Source organism: Janthinobacterium sp. BJB304, assembly GCF_002735765.1.
Taxonomy (GTDB): domain Bacteria; phylum Pseudomonadota; class Gammaproteobacteria; order Burkholderiales; family Burkholderiaceae_D; genus Janthinobacterium.
Genome location: NZ_PDZN01000022.1, coordinates 97,541 through 113,068, shown reverse-complemented (window position 1 = coordinate 113,068; position 15,528 = coordinate 97,541). Strand labels below are relative to the sequence as shown.

12 protein-coding genes are annotated in these 15,528 nt (G+C 65.6%); 8 read left to right on the top strand and 4 right to left on the bottom strand.

Features of this window, described 5'->3' with window-relative positions; all coding sequences use genetic code 11:
• From CSQ95_RS23235 to CSQ95_RS23225, 3 genes are all read left to right on the top strand, one after another.
• A partial coding sequence (locus CSQ95_RS23235) for a DUF2760 domain-containing protein (protein ID WP_099411236.1) occupies window positions 1-445 on the top strand: 445 nt, incomplete at its 5' end.
• Window positions 442-2,313 (top strand): Hsp70 family protein, encoded by a 1,872-nt coding sequence (locus CSQ95_RS23230; protein ID WP_099411225.1) that lies wholly within the window; start codon window positions 442-444, stop codon window positions 2,311-2,313. The genes CSQ95_RS23235 and CSQ95_RS23230, both read left to right, overlap by 4 nt.
• A 5-nt stretch (window positions 2,314-2,318) precedes the next feature.
• The gene (locus CSQ95_RS23225; protein WP_099411224.1) at window positions 2,319-5,084 is read left to right on the top strand and encodes an Hsp70 family protein; all 2,766 of its coding nucleotides are present in this window, start codon (window positions 2,319-2,321) and stop codon (window positions 5,082-5,084) included.
• A gap of 147 nt (window positions 5,085-5,231) precedes the next feature.
• On the opposite strand, the gene CSQ95_RS23220 is transcribed toward CSQ95_RS23225, so the two are convergent.
• The 3 genes from CSQ95_RS23220 to CSQ95_RS23210 all read right to left on the bottom strand — a co-directional run bounded on the left by CSQ95_RS23220 (window position 5,232) and on the right by CSQ95_RS23210 (window position 8,712).
• Entirely contained in the window at window positions 5,232-5,660 is a 429-nt protein-coding gene (locus CSQ95_RS23220; protein ID WP_099411223.1) for a GFA family protein, read from the bottom strand.
• A 63-nt stretch (window positions 5,661-5,723) separates the two neighbouring features.
• Window positions 5,724-7,292 (bottom strand): CHASE2 domain-containing protein, encoded by a 1,569-nt coding sequence (locus CSQ95_RS23215; RefSeq protein WP_099411222.1) that lies wholly within the window; start codon window positions 7,290-7,292, stop codon window positions 5,724-5,726.
• 79 nt (window positions 7,293-7,371) lie between these two features.
• Window positions 7,372-8,712: a serine hydrolase gene (locus CSQ95_RS23210; RefSeq protein ID WP_099411221.1), complete on the bottom strand. Its 1,341-nt coding sequence runs from the start codon at window positions 8,710-8,712 to the stop codon at window positions 7,372-7,374.
• Between the two features lie 241 nt (window positions 8,713-8,953).
• Between CSQ95_RS23210 and CSQ95_RS23205 the strand changes: the two genes are divergently transcribed.
• Window positions 8,954-10,096 carry a sigma-54-dependent Fis family transcriptional regulator gene (locus CSQ95_RS23205; RefSeq protein ID WP_099411220.1) on the top strand — a complete coding sequence of 381 codons (1,143 nt, stop codon included), beginning with the start codon at window positions 8,954-8,956 and terminating at the stop codon, window positions 10,094-10,096.
• A gap of 143 nt (window positions 10,097-10,239) precedes the next feature.
• Window positions 10,240-12,048, top strand: a complete 1,809-nt coding sequence (locus CSQ95_RS23200) for an NAD(P)/FAD-dependent oxidoreductase (protein WP_099411219.1) — start codon at window positions 10,240-10,242, stop codon at window positions 12,046-12,048.
• A gap of 178 nt (window positions 12,049-12,226) precedes the next feature.
• Here the strand turns inward: CSQ95_RS23200 and CSQ95_RS23195 are convergent, their stop codons facing one another.
• Window positions 12,227-12,796, bottom strand: a complete 570-nt coding sequence (locus tag CSQ95_RS23195) for a YceI family protein (protein ID WP_099411235.1) — start codon at window positions 12,794-12,796, stop codon at window positions 12,227-12,229.
• A gap of 467 nt (window positions 12,797-13,263) precedes the next feature.
• On the opposite strand from CSQ95_RS23195, the gene CSQ95_RS23185 reads away from it, so the two are divergent.
• The 3 genes from CSQ95_RS23185 (at window position 13,264) to CSQ95_RS23175 (ending at window position 15,523) form a co-directional block, all read left to right on the top strand.
• The gene (locus tag CSQ95_RS23185; RefSeq protein WP_099411217.1) at window positions 13,264-13,722 is read left to right on the top strand and encodes a YbaN family protein; all 459 of its coding nucleotides are present in this window, start codon (window positions 13,264-13,266) and stop codon (window positions 13,720-13,722) included.
• Window positions 13,723-14,046: 324 nt separating this feature from the next.
• Window positions 14,047-14,856, top strand: a complete 810-nt coding sequence (locus tag CSQ95_RS23180) for a methionine ABC transporter ATP-binding protein (protein ID WP_070222288.1) — start codon at window positions 14,047-14,049, stop codon at window positions 14,854-14,856.
• Window positions 14,849-15,523, top strand: coding sequence for a methionine ABC transporter permease (locus CSQ95_RS23175; protein WP_099411216.1), 675 nt, complete (start codon window positions 14,849-14,851; stop codon window positions 15,521-15,523). The genes CSQ95_RS23180 and CSQ95_RS23175 overlap by 8 nt, the downstream gene beginning before the upstream one ends.
• Window positions 15,524-15,528: the final 5 nt, after the last annotated feature.

Genomic DNA, 15,528 nt, shown 5'->3' with positions numbered 1-15,528 from the left:
CTTCAAGATGACGGGGGCGGCGCCAGCCCCCGTGCCGGCCGCCGCCCCCGTCATCTTGAAGGAAGCGACGCCGGACGCGGCCCTGCAATTGCTGGCCCTGCTGCAACGCGAAGCGCGCTTGATCGACTTCACCCAGGAAAACCTGGGCAGCCATGCCGATGCCGACATCGGCGCGGCCGCCCGCGTCGTGCATGAAGGCTGCGCCAAGGTCATGCGCGAATACTTCACCATCGACGCCGTGCGCCAGGAAGCCGAGGGCAGCCGCATCGTGCTGCAGGAAGGTTTTGATTCCGCGCAAGTACGCCTGACGGGCAACGTCGTCGGCTCGGCGCCGTTCACGGGCACCCTGAGCCACCGCGGCTGGCGCGCCTCAAGCGTGCGCCTGCCGAAACTGAGCGAGCAACACGACGCCGCCATCCTGGCGCCAGCCGAGGTGGAACTGTGAGCGATCAAGCCAACAACACCCCGCGCTACGCCATCGGCATCGACCTGGGCACCACCCACAGCGCCCTGTCATATGTGAACCTGGTCGAGAGCGACGGCGAAAAGTCCAGCCACGGCGTGCTGAAAGTGCCGCAGCTGTCGGCACCGGGCACCGTCGAGGAATTGTCGCTGCTGCCGTCCTTCGTCTACCTGCCGCACGCCGACGAAGTGGCGGCGGGCGACCTGGCCCTGCCCTGGGTCACCGAGGAAGCCGAAGCGCCGTTCGTCGTGGGCGAAATGGCCCGCAGCCGCGGCGCCACCACGCCGATCCGTCTGGTGTCGAGCGCGAAAAGCTGGCTGTGCCACCCGGGCGTGGACCGCCGCGCGGCGATCCTGCCGAACGACGCGCCGGCCGAAGTGGCGCGCATCTCGCCGATCACGGCCGCCACGCGCTACCTGACGCACTTGCGCCAGGCCTGGGACAACGCCCACCCGCAAGCCCCGTTCGCCGCGCAGGAAATCACGGTGACGATACCCGCCTCGTTCGACCCGGCCGCGCGCGAGCTGACGATGGAAGCGGCGCAGGCGGCCGGCTACACCTCATTGACCCTGCTGGAAGAGCCGCAGGCGGCCCTGTACAGCTGGATCCAGACCAGCGAAGGACGCTGGCGCAAGGAAGTCAAGCCGGGCGACATCATCCTGGTCGTCGACGTGGGCGGCGGCACCAGCGACTTTTCGCTGATCGCCGTGCTGGAGCGCGACGGCGTGCTGGAACCGCACCGCGTGGCCGTCGGCGAACACATCCTGCTCGGCGGCGACAATATGGACCTGGCCCTGGCCCACCTGGTGGCGCGCAAGCTGGCCGCCAATGGCACCCAGCTGGACGCCTGGCAGATGCGCGCACTCACTTATGGCTGCCGCAGCGCCAAGGAAAGCCTGCTGGCCGACAGCGGCCTCGATGTGGCACCGATCGTCGTGCCCAGCCGCGGCTCGAAACTGATCGGCGGCTCCATCCGCACGGAACTGACGCGCGCGGAAGTGTCCACTTTCATCCTCGACGGCTTCTTCCCGCAGGTGGAAGCGTCGAGCCGCCCTGCCGTGCGTACGCGCGCCGGCCTGACGCAACTGGGCTTGCCATATGCGCAGGACGCAGCCATCACGCGCCACCTGGCCGCCTTCCTGGGCCGCCAAGTGGCGGCGACCAGCGAACTGGAAGGTTTCGCGGGCCGCCAGGCGGAAGGCGCCAGCTTTTTGCACCCGACGGCCGTGCTGTTCAACGGCGGCGTCTTCAAGTCCGACTTGCTGGTGCAGCGCATCATGGCCACCGTCAACGACTGGCTGTACATGGAAGGCGCGGAGCCGGCGCGCATGCTGGCCGGGGCCGACCTGGACCTGGCCGTGGCGCGTGGCGCGGCCTACTACAGCTACGTGCGGCGCGGCCATGGCGTGCGCATCCGCGGCGGCACGGCCAGCGCCTTTTATGTCGCCATCGAATCGGCCATGCCCGCCATCCCCGGCATGGAACCGCCGATCCAGGCCCTGTGCGTGGCGCCGTTCGGCATGGAAGAAGGCAGCGAACTGGAACTGCCGGGCCAGCAATTCGGCCTCGTCGTGGGCGAACCCGTGCATTTCCGCTTCTTCGCCTCGTCCACGCGCCGCAACGACCAGATCGGCGATTTGCTCGACTTCTGGGGTCCCGATGAATTGCAGGAGCTGAGCGAAATCCAGGCGACGCTGTCCGCCGAAGGCCGTCAGGCCGGCGACGTCGTGCAAGTCAAGCTGCACGCCAGAGTGACGGAAGCGGGCACCCTGGAGCTGCTGGCCGTTTCCCCTGACGGCGCCGAGCGCTGGAAGGTGGAGTTCGACGTGCGCGGCACGCCGCAGCAATAAGCGCCATGGGCAGCACTGCGGGCAAGCCGGCCTACCTGGTCGGCATCGACCTGGGCACCACCAACACGGTGGTGGCGTATGCGGCGGCTGGCGATGCGCAGGCAGGAATAAACCTGTTCGCCATCGAGCAGCTGGTCGCGCCCGGCGAAGTGGGCGCACGCCCCCTGCTGCCCTCCTTGCGCTACCACCCCGCCGCCGGCGAACTGGCGGCGGGCGACTTGCCGCTGCCGTGGCCGCAACAGGAGGTGGAGCATGCCGTGCTGGGCGCCTTCGCGCGCCAGCTCGGCGCCCAGGTGCCGGGCCGGCTGGTCACCAGCGCAAAGAGCTGGCTGTCGCATGCAAACGTGGACCGCCAGGCGCCGATTTTGCCATGGGGCGCCGATGCCGACGTGGCCAAGGTGTCGCCCGTGGCGGCCAGTGCCAGCTACCTCGCCTACGTGCGCGCCGCGTGGAATCACCGCTTCCCGCACGCTCCCCTCGAAGAGCAGGAACTGGTGCTGACCATCCCCGCCTCGTTCGACGAGGGTGCGCGCGCACTCACATTGGCAGCGGCGCGCATGGCGGGCCTGCCCGCGCTGCGCCTGGTGGAAGAGCCGCAAGCGGCCTTTTATGACTTCCTGCAGCGCCGGCGCGCCACCCTGCGCGAAGACTTGTCCAATACGCGCCGCATTCTGGTGTGCGACGTGGGCGGCGGCACCACCGATTTCAGCCTGATCGACGTGGCCTTCGATGACGACGGCACACCGCAGCTCACGCGCAGCAGCGTGGGCAACCACCTGATCCTCGGCGGCGACAATATGGACCTGGCGCTGGCCCACCTGGTGGAAAAGCGCATGGCGGCGGGTGTCGAAGGCGGCATGAAACTGTCTGCCGCACGCTTGTCACAACTGATGGAGCGCTGCCGCGCCGCCAAGGAGCTGCTGCTGTCGAACGACGCGCCCGACAGCGTCACCGTGACCCTGCTGGGCGCGGGTTCGCGTTTGATTGGAGGCAGCCGTTCCGCCGACGTCACGCGCGAGGAAGTGGCGGCCATGGTGGTCGACGGCTTCTTTCCGAAGGTGGAACTGGGCGACACGGCAAAAAAAGGCCGTGCCGGCATCGTCGAATTCGGCCTGCCGTATGCGCAGGACGCGGCCATCACGCGCCACCTGGCCAGCTTTTTGCAGCAGCACCAAGGGCCACTGCCCGATACCCTGCTGCTCAATGGCGGCGTGTTCCGCGCCGACGCGCTGGCGCGCCGCCTGGCCGAGACCCTGGCGCACTGGCGCGGTCAGCCCCTCACCATCCTGCATAACGATAATCCCGACGTGGCCGTGGCCCGTGGCGCCGTCGCCTACGCGCTGGCCCGGCGCGGCCAGGCGCCGCGCATTGGCGGCGGCTCGCCGCGCAGCTATTTCCTCGTGCTGGGCGAGGCGGGCAAGGACCATCGCGCCGTCTGCATTCTGCCTCGCGGCAGCGCCAGCGGCGAGGAAATCCGCCTGACGGAGCGCCTGTTCGCGCTGCGCCTGGGCCGGCCCGTGCGCTTCCACCTGGCCACATCCCTCTTTGAGTCGGGCACGCCGCCCAAGCTGGGCGAGATCGTCGACCTGAACGCCGGAGAATACTTGCGCCTGCCGCCGCTGGCCAGCGTGCTGCACGCCAGCGACGGCAATGACAAGCGCGAGATCACCGTGCAGCTGGCCACCGTGATGACGGAAGTGGGCACCCTGGAAGTGCACTGCGTGGCCGAAGCCGATGCCGGCCAGCGCTGGCTGCTGGAATTCCAGTTGCGTGGCGAGGAGGAAATGCAGGCCGACACGTCCAGCGTGCCGCCACGCGTGAAGGAAGCGGTCGAGAAGATCGAGCGCATCTTCGGCGGCAAGGCGCAAAAGGTCGAGACCAAGGAAGTGCGCCAGCTGCGCCAGCACCTGGAACGGGGACTGGGCGGGCGCGAAAGCTGGGATACGCCCCTGCTGCGCCAGCTGTTCGACGCCCTCCTGCTGCGCGCCCGTGGCCGGCGCCGCTCCGCCGAGCATGAACGGGGGTGGCTGAACCTGGCCGGCTACTGTTTGCGGCCCGGCTATGGCGATGCGCTCGACCCGTGGCGTATCGAGCAGCTGTGGGCCCTGTTCGACGCAGGCATCCAGCATCACAAGGACAACCAGGTGTGCGCCGAATGGTGGACCCTGTGGCGCCGCGTCGCCGGCGGCTTGAGCGCGGAGCAGCAGCTGCGCCTGCTCGACGACTTCGCCTTCAACCTGCAAGCCGATGCGGCCCAGCGCGGCAGCCGCCCCGTCACCCTGGTCAACGGCAGCGACGACGACATGCTGCGCCTGGGCGCATCGCTCGAGCGCATTCCCGGCGCCTACAAGGCGGAAGTGGGCGCCTGGCTGCTGAAACGCCTGCAAAAGGCGGGCAAGAAGGAAGAAACGGCGGACACGAACACGCTATGGGCGCTGGCCAGGGTCGGCGCGCGCCAGCCCTTCCACGGCAGCGCGCACGAAGTGGTCGACAGCGCCACCGTGGCAGACTGGCTGGCCGTGCTGCTGGCGCAGGACTGGAAAAAAGTGGAACCGGCGGCGTTTGCCGCCGCCCACCTGGCGCGCATGACGGGCGACCGCTCACGCGACATCGCCGACGACCTGCGGGCCACCATCCTCGCCCGCCTGAAAGCCGTGGGCGCGCCGCCCCTGTGGCAAACGATGGTCAGCGAAGTGACACAGCTGGATGAAACAGCTACCCGGCGCATGCTGGGCGAAGCGCTGCCGCCGGGCTTGAAGCTGATCGGCTGAAACCATGGGTCACGTAGGTCGGATTAGCGTAGCGTAATCCGACAATACCACTATCATCCAAAAATAGGGCAATGGCGCGGCAGTGCGCTTGCCGACAGAATGCCGCGTCCTTGAGCGGCAACGGCACGTCGGATTACGCCCGCTGGGCTAATCCGACCTGCTCGCTTTCCCTCCAGGCTCCTCCTCGCTGCGCGAGCCGCGATATCTCGGCAAGCCATCGTCGAGCTTCACCCACTCCAGCTGCGTGCCCGTATAGATATGGCTGTGCGGAGGCAGCTGTTCGGGATTGTCCAGGCTGCAGGTAGTCACGTCGACTTCATCGGGATAGGCACTGTCTTCAAAGGTCAGCTGCGTGCCGCAGCGGGGACAAAAGCTGCGCGTGCCATGGACGCTGGACGCATACGACATCGCTTGCCCCTGCAGCCAGCGGAAGTTTGTCCGTGGCACGCTGAACCAGGCGACAAACGGCGCGCCAGACGCGCGGCGGCACACGGAACAGTGGCAGGCGCTTTGATGAAAGCTGTCCGCGCCGGCGTCATAGCGGACCTCGCCGCACAAACATCCTCCCGTCAGCATGGCATCCTCCTGCAATATGAAAAAGGCGCCCAGTTTAGCGCCGCCGCGGCGCCACGGTTTGCGCTAGATCACGGCGACGATCAACAGCAGCAGCGCCAGCGGCGCCTGCACCAGCACGATGCCGGGATGCGTGCGGCGCAGCTGGCCCCACACGGACAGGCCCGGCACTTCCTCGTGCGGGTGGTGGGCTTCGTCGCGCAGCGACATCGCGTGCAGGAACATGCCGGCGATCAGGGGCCCGGGATTGACCCACCAGCCCTGCTCGAGCAAGCCGCGCGACAGGTAGATGGCCAGCGCGCCGATGGCGAACGGCGAAGCCCACACCAGCGCCAGCATCAGGCGGATGCCATAGAATTCCGCCAGGGTGCCCACGCGGTGCAGGCGGCTGAAATCGTGGTCTTCCATGCGCTTGTCGATGGCCAGCTCGGCGCGGCCGTACAGGGTCCACAGGCCGCCGAACAGGCAGCCCAGCAGCACGCCGATGACGATGTCGGCCGCGAACACCACGTATTTATTCACGTCGGCCGTGCCGATGCCCAGCGACGTGTGGGCGGCCGCGTGCAGGTGCAGGCCGGCCTGCTCGCCTTCGGCCGTCGTATAGCGGTCGCGCACGTCATAGGTGCTGCCGATATACACGACGTTCTTGCGTAGTGCATTCGCCGCCACGCCGGCCTGCCCATCGATCAGTTGTACGCGCGTGCGCGTAGGGTTCAGGAAGGCCGGCGCCACGGCGGCCGGGTGAAACGGCGCGGTGACGGCGTTCTGTTCCGCCGCCGCCTTGGCGTCGCCGTGGATGACAGGTTCGAACGCCCAGCGCGCCAATTCCTTTTCGCTGCCCGTGCGCCGCGCCAGCTGACACACGCGGCCGGCCAGTGCCAGTCCCTCCTTTTGCTCGGACAGGACGGCCGGCATGGGCTGCTTCTGCTCCTGCTCGTCGGCGCCATGCGCCAGCTCGAAGGCCACTGCCGCCAGCACGGGACTTTTCAGTTCGATACGCGTGACGGCGCCCATGCGCTCGCGGATACGCGGGCTGGCGAAGTGGATGCCGGCCGCGCAGCGCGCGCGTATCCACGCCAGGTTCGCATTCTGGTCCGATTGTTCGGGCAGGATCAGCACCAGTTTCCGGCCCTCGGCGGCCAGCCGGTCGAGCAGGCTGTCGAGCGGCCGCTCTCCATCCTTGTGCTGTTCATACACGGCCGGCGCCAGATCCAGGTCAATGGCCAGCACCTTGCTGCCGCGCGCTGCGGCGCTGGCGATCAATTGTTCCAGGCGTGAGCGTTCCAGCGGTTCGCGCTCCTCGAAGACCTGTTCGAATGCGGGCTGGTCGATTTCGATGATGCCGGGCCGGTAGGCGGCGCCCGGGTCCTTGCCCCGGTTCAGCAGTTGCCCCTGTTCCGCGCTGGCGCGCAGCATGGCCGCATCGAGCCATTCGAGCACGTGAAAACCTTCCAGCACCAGCATCAGCGCGGCGATCAGACTGGCGCCGATCACGTGATGCAGCAGGTGCGTGCCCGTCAGCTTGAAAGCCGAGCCCAGCTGGGCGACCGGCCACAGCAAGCGCCGCCACAACGGGGGGCGCGGTTGGTCCGGCTGGCTGCTTTCCACGGTGCGTTCCCCTTGCGTGCGCTGCATAAATTATCATTCAAGCAATAAATGATGACGAAAGGATAGTATATTGCAGTTGTGCCCGTTCAGCCGCACGGCTGGCAGCTTACTTCGGCTTGGCCAGCAGCAGCTTGCCCAGCGCTTCGAAGGCCGGCGTGGTGGTCGGGTCGTTGGCCGCATTGGCCGCCGTCGGCGTCGAGGCGAAACGCACAATCACCATTTCCGCCTTCGGATCGACATAGATGCGCTGGCCGTACACGCCGCGTGCCATGTAGGCGCCATGGTCGTTATGCGTGACCCACCACATGTCGCGGTAGCTCCAGCCCTTGAGCAGATCGTAGCCGCCCTTGGCGAACAGCTGCTTGTCGCCGCCGCGGCGGATATCGTCGACGGCCGCCTTCGGCAAAATCTGCTGGCCGTTGTAGCGGCCATCGTTGCGCAGCATTTCGCCGAAGCGCGCCAAATCGCGCAAGCCCGCATTCAGGCCGCCGCCGGCAAACGGCGTGCCCGTCGAATCGACCGTCATGTAGGCATCCTGCTCGGCGCCCAGCTTTTGCCAGACATGTTCGGACAGGTAGTCGTTGACGTTCTGCCCCGTGACACGGGCGATGATCCAGCCCAGCACGTCGGAGTTGACCGTGCGGTAGCCGAACGCCTCGCCATGCCGGCCCTCGTGCCGCACCGTCTGCAGGTACTCGAAATAGCTGCGCGGCCCCGTGTAATCCTTGGGCTTGGGCAGCGGGCTGCCGGCCGCCGCGTGCTGCCACACTTCCGCTTTCGGGTCCGCGTAATCTTCGCTGAATTGCAGGCCGGTGGTCATGTCGAGCACCTGGCGCACGGTGGCGTCGCCAAACGCGGACTTGGCCAGTTCCGGCACATACTCGGCCACTTTCTTTTCCGGATCGAGCTTGCCTTCGGCCACCAGCGCCGCGCCGATGGTGCCCATGACGGACTTCGTCACGGACATGGCGCCGTGCTGGCCGCTTTCCTTCAACACGCCAAGATAACGCTCATACACGATGCGGCCCCGGTGCAGCACCACGATGCCGTCCGTGTAGTTGGCGCCCAGCGACTGTTTCCAGGTCATCGTTTCCTGCGCCCCCAGCGGGGTAAAGCGCAGGCTGTCGATATCCTCGCGCAGCGCGCGTTGCAAGGGCACGGGCGCTTTCAAGCCGCGCGAGACGTCCACCGTCGGCATCAACTGGCGAAAGTGCGACATGCTCCAGCGCAGCTGCGGGAAATTGAAATAGCTGCCATCGTCGAAGCGGATGATCTTGTCGGCAGGCGGCGGCGCGCCCACCATCCACTGCAAGGCGGCCGGATCGCTGGCGGCGGCCGACAGCGGCGCGGCAGCCACCTTGGCCGTCTCGGCCGCATGGACGCCAGCGGACAGCGCCAGGCAGGCGGCGGCCAGGGCCAGGCGTTTGATGTGTGGCAGTGTCGTCATGCGTATTCTCCTGTCATGGCTGGCGCCCGCAGCGGCGCTCGCTTCATGCGATGGATGCTAACAGAGAAACTTTTTATCTTGTCCAGCAGCATCCTATTGTGCGGTGCCAGGCGTTGAGACGAACGTCTCACGGCAGCCCATGCTGCAGCGCAGGATGCGCCGCCCGGCGCTTCGTGCTAAAACCGGAGGAGACAAGCGAAAAACCACCTACACAGCAGATACCGAGACACCGGAGAGCGCCATGCCCTACGTCCGCCAGACCAGCCATATCGAGCGCGTGCGCGACCTGATCGCCGGCCGCGTCGTCAATCCTGGCGCCGATACGGCCAGGCTGGCGTCGTCGTACCGGCGCTCGCTGGACGATTACCGGCTCGATCCCGCGTCCACCACGGGGCCGCGCATCCTGACGGGCGCCGAACTGCGCGCCATCCAGCAGTCCGAGGAAAATTTTCTGCGCTCCACGGGCCAGTGCCTGCCGCGCCTGCACGCCATGGTGCGCGAAGCGGGCTACTGCGTCATCCTCGCCAACGCGCGCGGCGTGACGATCGACTACGCGGTCGACACGGACCAACGCAAGGAATTCAAGAAGGCGGGCCTGTACCCGGGCTCGTGCTGGTCGGAGGAGGAAGAAGGCACGTGCGGCATCGCCTCCGTGCTGCTCGACCAGGAAGCGATCACCGTGCACAAGACCGACCACTTCCGCGCCGCCTTCACGGGCCTGACCTGCAGCGCCGCACCGATCTTTTCGCCGCACGGCGACTTGATCGGCGTGCTCGATGCCTCGGCCTTGAATTCGCCCGATGCGCGCGACAGCCAGCGCCTGGTCAAACAGCTGGTGCGCCAGGGCGCGACCCTGATCGAAGACGGCTTTTTTCTCACCTCCTATGGCCATTGCTGCATCCTGCTGGCGCACCGCAACCGCCACTTCGTGGAAGTGCAGCCGGAAATGCTGCTCGCCATCGACGAGCATGGCGGCATCGTTGCCGCCAACCGCTGCGCGCGCGACGTCATCGGGGGCCTGGACGCCCTTCCCCGCCCCGTCGCCGAGGTGCTGGAAGTGCGCGCCGAACGGCTGTTCGATGCGCGTAGGGGACACAATCTGCTGTCACTGCGCCTGGCCGGCAGCAGCACCTGGCTGCACGCCCGCGTGCGCGCGCCGCTGCGCCAGGCCAGCGCGCGGGTACGCATCAAGAACGCGGCCCCCGTGACGCAGGACGCGCCGGCCTGCACGCCGCCGGAACTGGCCGAGCGCACGCGCATCGTCAACGCCATGAATGCCGCCAAGTGGCGCCCGTTGCAGGCGGCCGCCATGCTGGGCATCTCGCGCGCCACCCTGTACCGGCGCCTCAAGCAGCTGCACATCGTGCCGCCGCATCGCCAGTAAGGCATCCGGCAAGCTGAGATTTCCGTCTCATATTCCGCCATGCTGCGCTGCGGGATGCGGGTTCAAAACGCCAGTGTTACAACATCGTCAGCGGCAACACAGCCGCATCCCATCATAAAGTCAGCAGACTTGGAGGAGACACGATGCAAACCGAAATCAACCCGCACGACCTGGCCGTGGCCGGCATCCTGGAGCAGCTCGAAGGCTGTCTTCGCGCCAGCGACGGCACGGGCGCCGCACAGCTGTTCGAACAGGACGGCTACTGGCGCGACCTGGTGCTGTTTACCTGGAACCTGAAAACCCTGGAAGGCCGCGGGCAGATCGCCGCCATGCTGGCCGCCCAGCTGGGCGCCGTGCAGCCGGTTGCCATCCGCATCGCCGACGGCGAGCATGCGGTGGAAGCAGGCGGCGTGCTGCAAAGCTGGATCACGGTGGAAACGAACGTGGCGCGCGGCGTGGGCTTCATCCGCATCCGCGACGGCAAGATCTGGACCCTGCTCACCACCATGAGCGAATTGAAGGGTTTTGAGGAAGCCAAGGGCGGCCGGCGGCCCATGGGCGCCGAACACGGGGCGCGCACCAACCGCAGCAGCTGGCTGGAGCACCGCGAACAGGAAGCGGCCGAACTGGGCTACGCGCGCCAGCCCTACTGCGTCATCATCGGCGGCGGCCAGGGAGGCATCGCGCTGGGCGCGCGGCTGCGCCAGCTCAATGTCCCCACCATCATCATCGAGAAAAACGCCCGTCCCGGCGACAGCTGGCGCAAGCGCTACAAATCGCTGTGCCTGCACGACCCCGTCTGGTACGACCACATGCCGTACATCCCGTTTCCCGACAACTGGCCCGTCTTCACACCGAAGGACAAGGTCGGCGACTGGCTGGAGATGTACACCAAGGTGATGGAACTGAACTACTGGGGCTCGACGTCATGCGAATCGGCCAGCTTCAACGAAGCCAGCGGCGAGTGGACGGTGCAGGTGCTGCGCGACGGCCAGCCCGTCACCCTGAAGCCGAAGCAGCTGGTGCTGGCGACGGGCATGTCGGGCAAGGCGAACATGCCGAAGTTCAAGGGTATGGACGTGTTCCAGGGCGAGCAGCAGCACTCGTCGCAGCATCCGGGACCGGACGCATATGCCGGCAAGAAGGTGGTGGTCATCGGCGCGAACAATTCCGCGCACGATATCTGCGCCGCCCTGTGGGAAGCGGGCGTGGACGTGACCATGGTGCAGCGCTCGTCGACGCACATCGTCAAGTCCGATTCCTTGATGGACCTGGCGCTGGGCGACCTGTATTCGGAAAGGGCACTGGCGGCCGGCATGACGACGGCCAAGGCGGACCTGACGTTCGCCTCGATTCCGTACAAGATCCTGGCCGACTTCCAGAAGCCCGTCTTCAAGGCCATCCGCGAACGCGACGCGGACTTTTATGCGCGCCTGGAAGAACGCGGCTTCATGCTCGATTTCGGCGACGACGATTCGGGCCTGTTCATGAAATACCTGCGCCGCGGCTCCGGCTACTACATCGACGTGGGCGCCTCCGAACTGGTCGCCGAGGGCAAGATCAAGCTGAAAAGCGGCGTCGGCGTGCAGGAATTGAAAACCCATTCCATCGTGCTGTCCGACGGCACGGAGCTGCCCGCCGACCTCGTGGTGTACGCCACCGGCTACGGCTCCATGAACGGCTGGGCGGCCGACCTGATCTCGCCCGAGGTGGCGAATAAAGTGGGCAAGGTGTGGGGCCTCGGTTCGGCCACGACGAAGGACCCGGGCCCGTGGGAGGGCGAGCAGCGCAATATGTGGAAACCCACGCAGCAGCAATCGCTGTGGTTCCACGGCGGTAACCTGCACCAGTCGCGCCACTATTCCCAGTACCTGTCGCTGCAGCTGAAGGCGCGCATGGAAGGGTTGAACACACCCGTGTATGGGCAGCAGGAAGTGCATCACCTGGCGTGATTGTAGCCAGCAACCCGTGTAGGTCGGATTAGCACGGGAAGCGCGTAATCCGGCACCTTGTTGGCGGCTCATGTCGGATTACGCGCGGCCTTGCCACGCTAATCCGACCTACCGCCACTCAAAAAAAATGGCGGCGGACCGAAGTCCGCCGCCATTTTTTACGTCATGCAGCCAACGATTACTGCTTGATGGCTTCGATCGCAAACGTCAGGGTCACATCATCGCTGACGGCCGGCGCATATTTGCCGGCGTTGAATTCCGAGCGCTTGATCTTGGCCGTGGCGTTGGCGCCGCACGCGTCTTTTTTTTGCAGCATCGGGTGCGGTGCGCAGGTGAACGAGGTGACGGTCAGGGTGACTGGCTTGGTCACGCCTTTCAGGGTCAGGTTGCCTTCCACGGAGGCCAGCTTGTCGCCGTCGAAATTGAACTTGGTCGATTTGTACGTGGCGACGGGATACTTGGCCGTGTCGAGGAAGTCTTCGCCCTGGATGTGCGAGTTGAACAGGGTCGAACCCGTATCGACGGACTTGGTGTCGATCAGCACTTCGACGGCGCCCGTCCTGGCGGCGCGGTCCAGCGTGACCTTGCCGGTGGTGTTATTGAAACGGCTTTGCTGCGTCGAAAAGCCCATGTGGGTGTATTCGAAACGGGGGAAAGTATGGCTGCCATCGATGACATAGACTTCCGGAGCGGCAAAGGCGGACAGCGAGAAGCCGGCGGCGGCGATAAAAGCGAGCAGTTTTTTCATTGTAAATTCCTGTTTGGAGTGGAGGATGTCAAAACCGCAACCGGCGGCAGGCGGGAAGCGCTGCGGCTGATTGTCTGGCTTCAGTTGCAACAGATTATGCATGGCATGAAGATCGATGTAAAACGGAAAATATACCTAGTTAGCATCGAAAAAATCGATAATAACGGTAAGGATGTCCACGACAACGTCTTCTGTTGCCGATTATTGTCTGCATTGCCAAAAATATCCAGCGTTATCCGGCGCCTCAGACCAGGCCGCAAATGAGAATGATTCTTGTTATTGCCCTGCAGGATTGTTATCATTGCGGCCCCGGCAAGCCTGCAGGTTCGCCTTGATTCATCCATAATAGCGCAGCACATACGGCAGAAAAACATGACGGCCACCCGCCACGATACGCACACCTTGAACGCACAGCCCATCGTTTCCCCGCCCCGCAGCCAGGGCCTGACAGCCGGCGCCCTCGCCTGATGGGCGAGCCGCACGCCCAGGCTTCCCTGCGCGAAGCGCACGGCGCGCGCCTTCGCCGCTGGGCCTGGACCGCTGCCGGCGCCCTGATGGTGCTGCTGGGGATCATCGGCGCCATGCTGCCCGTCATGCCGACGACGATTTTCCTGATCCTCGCCCTGGCCTGCTTCAGCCGCGCCTCGCCGCGCCTCGAGCACTGGCTGCTGCACCATCCGCGCTTCGGCCCGCCGCTGCGCCAGTGGCGCGACCACCGCGCCGTCTCGCGGCGCGGCAAGGCCATGGCTTGCCTGGGCATGGCCATCGGCTTCGTCGCCATGTGCCTCGGCCATCCGCCGTGGTGGGTCATCGCCATGGTGGGCGCCATGGAGCTCGCCGTCCTCATCTACCTGTTGCGCCGTCCCGAAGGTCCTGCGGCCAGCGGAGCAGAATCTGCCCGTGAAGAGGACAATCGCAGGCAGTAAACGGCCCTGCCTGCGGCGAGAAAACGGCAACTGAGCCGAACCGCACATAAAATCACCGCGATGCCTGCACAGGGCGCGTCGAACTTTTCACCAAGATGTGGCTACGCCACGCCAGTCCACGCGATTAAATTCGGCAAGAACGCCGCTTTCCCGCTTTTTTCACTTGAAAACAGTCGCATAGACATTATTTGCATATTCAAAGCAAGATTCTGTCGTAGGAGTAATAACACGATCGGAGGTATACTACGCAACCGACGTAACAGGCTGGGCGATTTGGCCCCTGCAAGCAAGCCTGTGACGGTCCAATAAAAAAGGAAACACTGCATGACCACACCACACCGTACGCCGGTGATTCGCATCGATGGCGCGAACAAGACCTTCGCGCTGCCCAAGGGCGAACAATTCCACGCGGTCAAATCGGTCACGCTGGAAGTCTATCCCGGTGATATTTTCGGCCTGATCGGCAAGAGCGGCGCCGGCAAATCGACCCTGCTGCGCCTGATTAACCTGCTCGAGCGCCCCGACAGCGGCACCATTACCGTGGCCGGGCGCGAACTGACCCGCCTGGGCAAGAGCGAGCTGCGCGACGCGCGCCAGAATATCGGCATGATTTTCCAGCAATTCAATCTGCTGCAAAACGCCAGCGTCTTCGACAACGTCGCCTTCCCCCTGAAAATCCATGGCACGACCAAGGGCGAGCAGATCGCCGCCAGAGTCGAGGAATGCCTGGCGCTGGTCGGCCTGTCCGACAAGCTGCACAGCTATCCGGCGCAATTGTCCGGCGGGCAGAAGCAGCGCGTGGCCATCGCCCGCGCTCTGGCCAGCCACCCCGACGTGCTGCTGTGCGACGAGCCGACGTCCGCGCTGGACGCGGAAACGACGCGCGCCCTGCTCGACACCCTGCGCGACATCAATGCGCGCCTCGGCGTGACCATCGTCATCGTCAGCCACGAGCTGTCGGTGCTGGGCGCCATCTGCAACCGCGTGGCCGTCGTGGAAAACGGCGCCATCGCCGAACAATTCGACTTGAGCGACACGGCCACCCCGCGCAAGACGGCGCTGGGACGCGAGCTGGCGTATTACGGCACCGAGGCGTTTGAAGCCACCGCATGGAAGGATGCAACACATGTTTGAAGAATCGATCAATAACGTCGTCAACCTGCTGCCGGAAATCTGGGTGGCGCTGGGCCAGACCATGACCATGCTGGGCATCGGCTTGACCGCCGCCATCCTGATCGGCGGCCCGCTGGGCATTTTGCTGTTCCTCGTCTCGGAAGGCCAGTCGCTGGAAAACCGTCCGCTGTCGACGATCCTCGGCTGGCTGGTCAATACCGTGCGCAGCTTCCCCTTCATCATTTTGCTCGTCGCCCTGACGCCGTTTACGCGCATCATCGCGGGCACCTCGATCGGCCCGCTGGCGGCCAGCGTGCCGCTGTCGTTCGCCGCCATTCCCTACCTGGCGCGCCTGGTGGAACAGAACCTGCGCGAAGTGCCGCGCGGCGTGATCGAAGCGGCGCACGCCATGGGCGCGTCGGAAATGCAGATCATCTTCCGCGTGCTGCTGGTCGAAGCGCGCTCCGGCCTCGTGCTGGCGCTGACCGTGTTGTCGATCAGCTTCCTGTCGTATTCGGCCGTGGCCGGCGTGGTGGGCGGCGGCGGTATCGGCGACCTGGCCATCCGTTACGGCTACTACCGCTTCGAGACGGACATCATGGTCGCCACCGTGGCCATCCTGATCGTGCTGGTGCAAACCATCCAGTTCACCGGCACGCGCATCGCCAAGCGCCTCGACAAACGTTAATTCAT

Bases quoted from the DNA above. Each gene is read 5' to 3' on its own strand.
- CSQ95_RS23200 (WP_099411219.1), top strand. From the start codon at position 10,240: ATGCAAACCGAAATCAACCCGCACGACCTGGCCGTGGCCGGCATCCTG.
- CSQ95_RS23215 (WP_099411222.1), bottom strand. From the start codon at position 7,292: ATGCAGCGCACGCAAGGGGAACGCACCGTGGAAAGCAGCCAGCCGGAC.
- CSQ95_RS23210 (WP_099411221.1), bottom strand. From the start codon at position 8,712: ATGACGACACTGCCACACATCAAACGCCTGGCCCTGGCCGCCGCCTGC.
- CSQ95_RS23185 (WP_099411217.1), top strand. From the start codon at position 13,264: ATGGGCGAGCCGCACGCCCAGGCTTCCCTGCGCGAAGCGCACGGCGCG.
- CSQ95_RS23195 (WP_099411235.1), bottom strand. From the start codon at position 12,796: ATGAAAAAACTGCTCGCTTTTATCGCCGCCGCCGGCTTCTCGCTGTCC.
- CSQ95_RS23205 (WP_099411220.1), top strand. From the start codon at position 8,954: ATGCCCTACGTCCGCCAGACCAGCCATATCGAGCGCGTGCGCGACCTG.
- CSQ95_RS23180 (WP_070222288.1), top strand. From the start codon at position 14,047: ATGACCACACCACACCGTACGCCGGTGATTCGCATCGATGGCGCGAAC.
- CSQ95_RS23175 (WP_099411216.1), top strand. From the start codon at position 14,849: ATGTTTGAAGAATCGATCAATAACGTCGTCAACCTGCTGCCGGAAATC.
- CSQ95_RS23225 (WP_099411224.1), top strand. From the start codon at position 2,319: ATGGGCAGCACTGCGGGCAAGCCGGCCTACCTGGTCGGCATCGACCTG.
- CSQ95_RS23220 (WP_099411223.1), bottom strand. From the start codon at position 5,660: ATGCTGACGGGAGGATGTTTGTGCGGCGAGGTCCGCTATGACGCCGGC.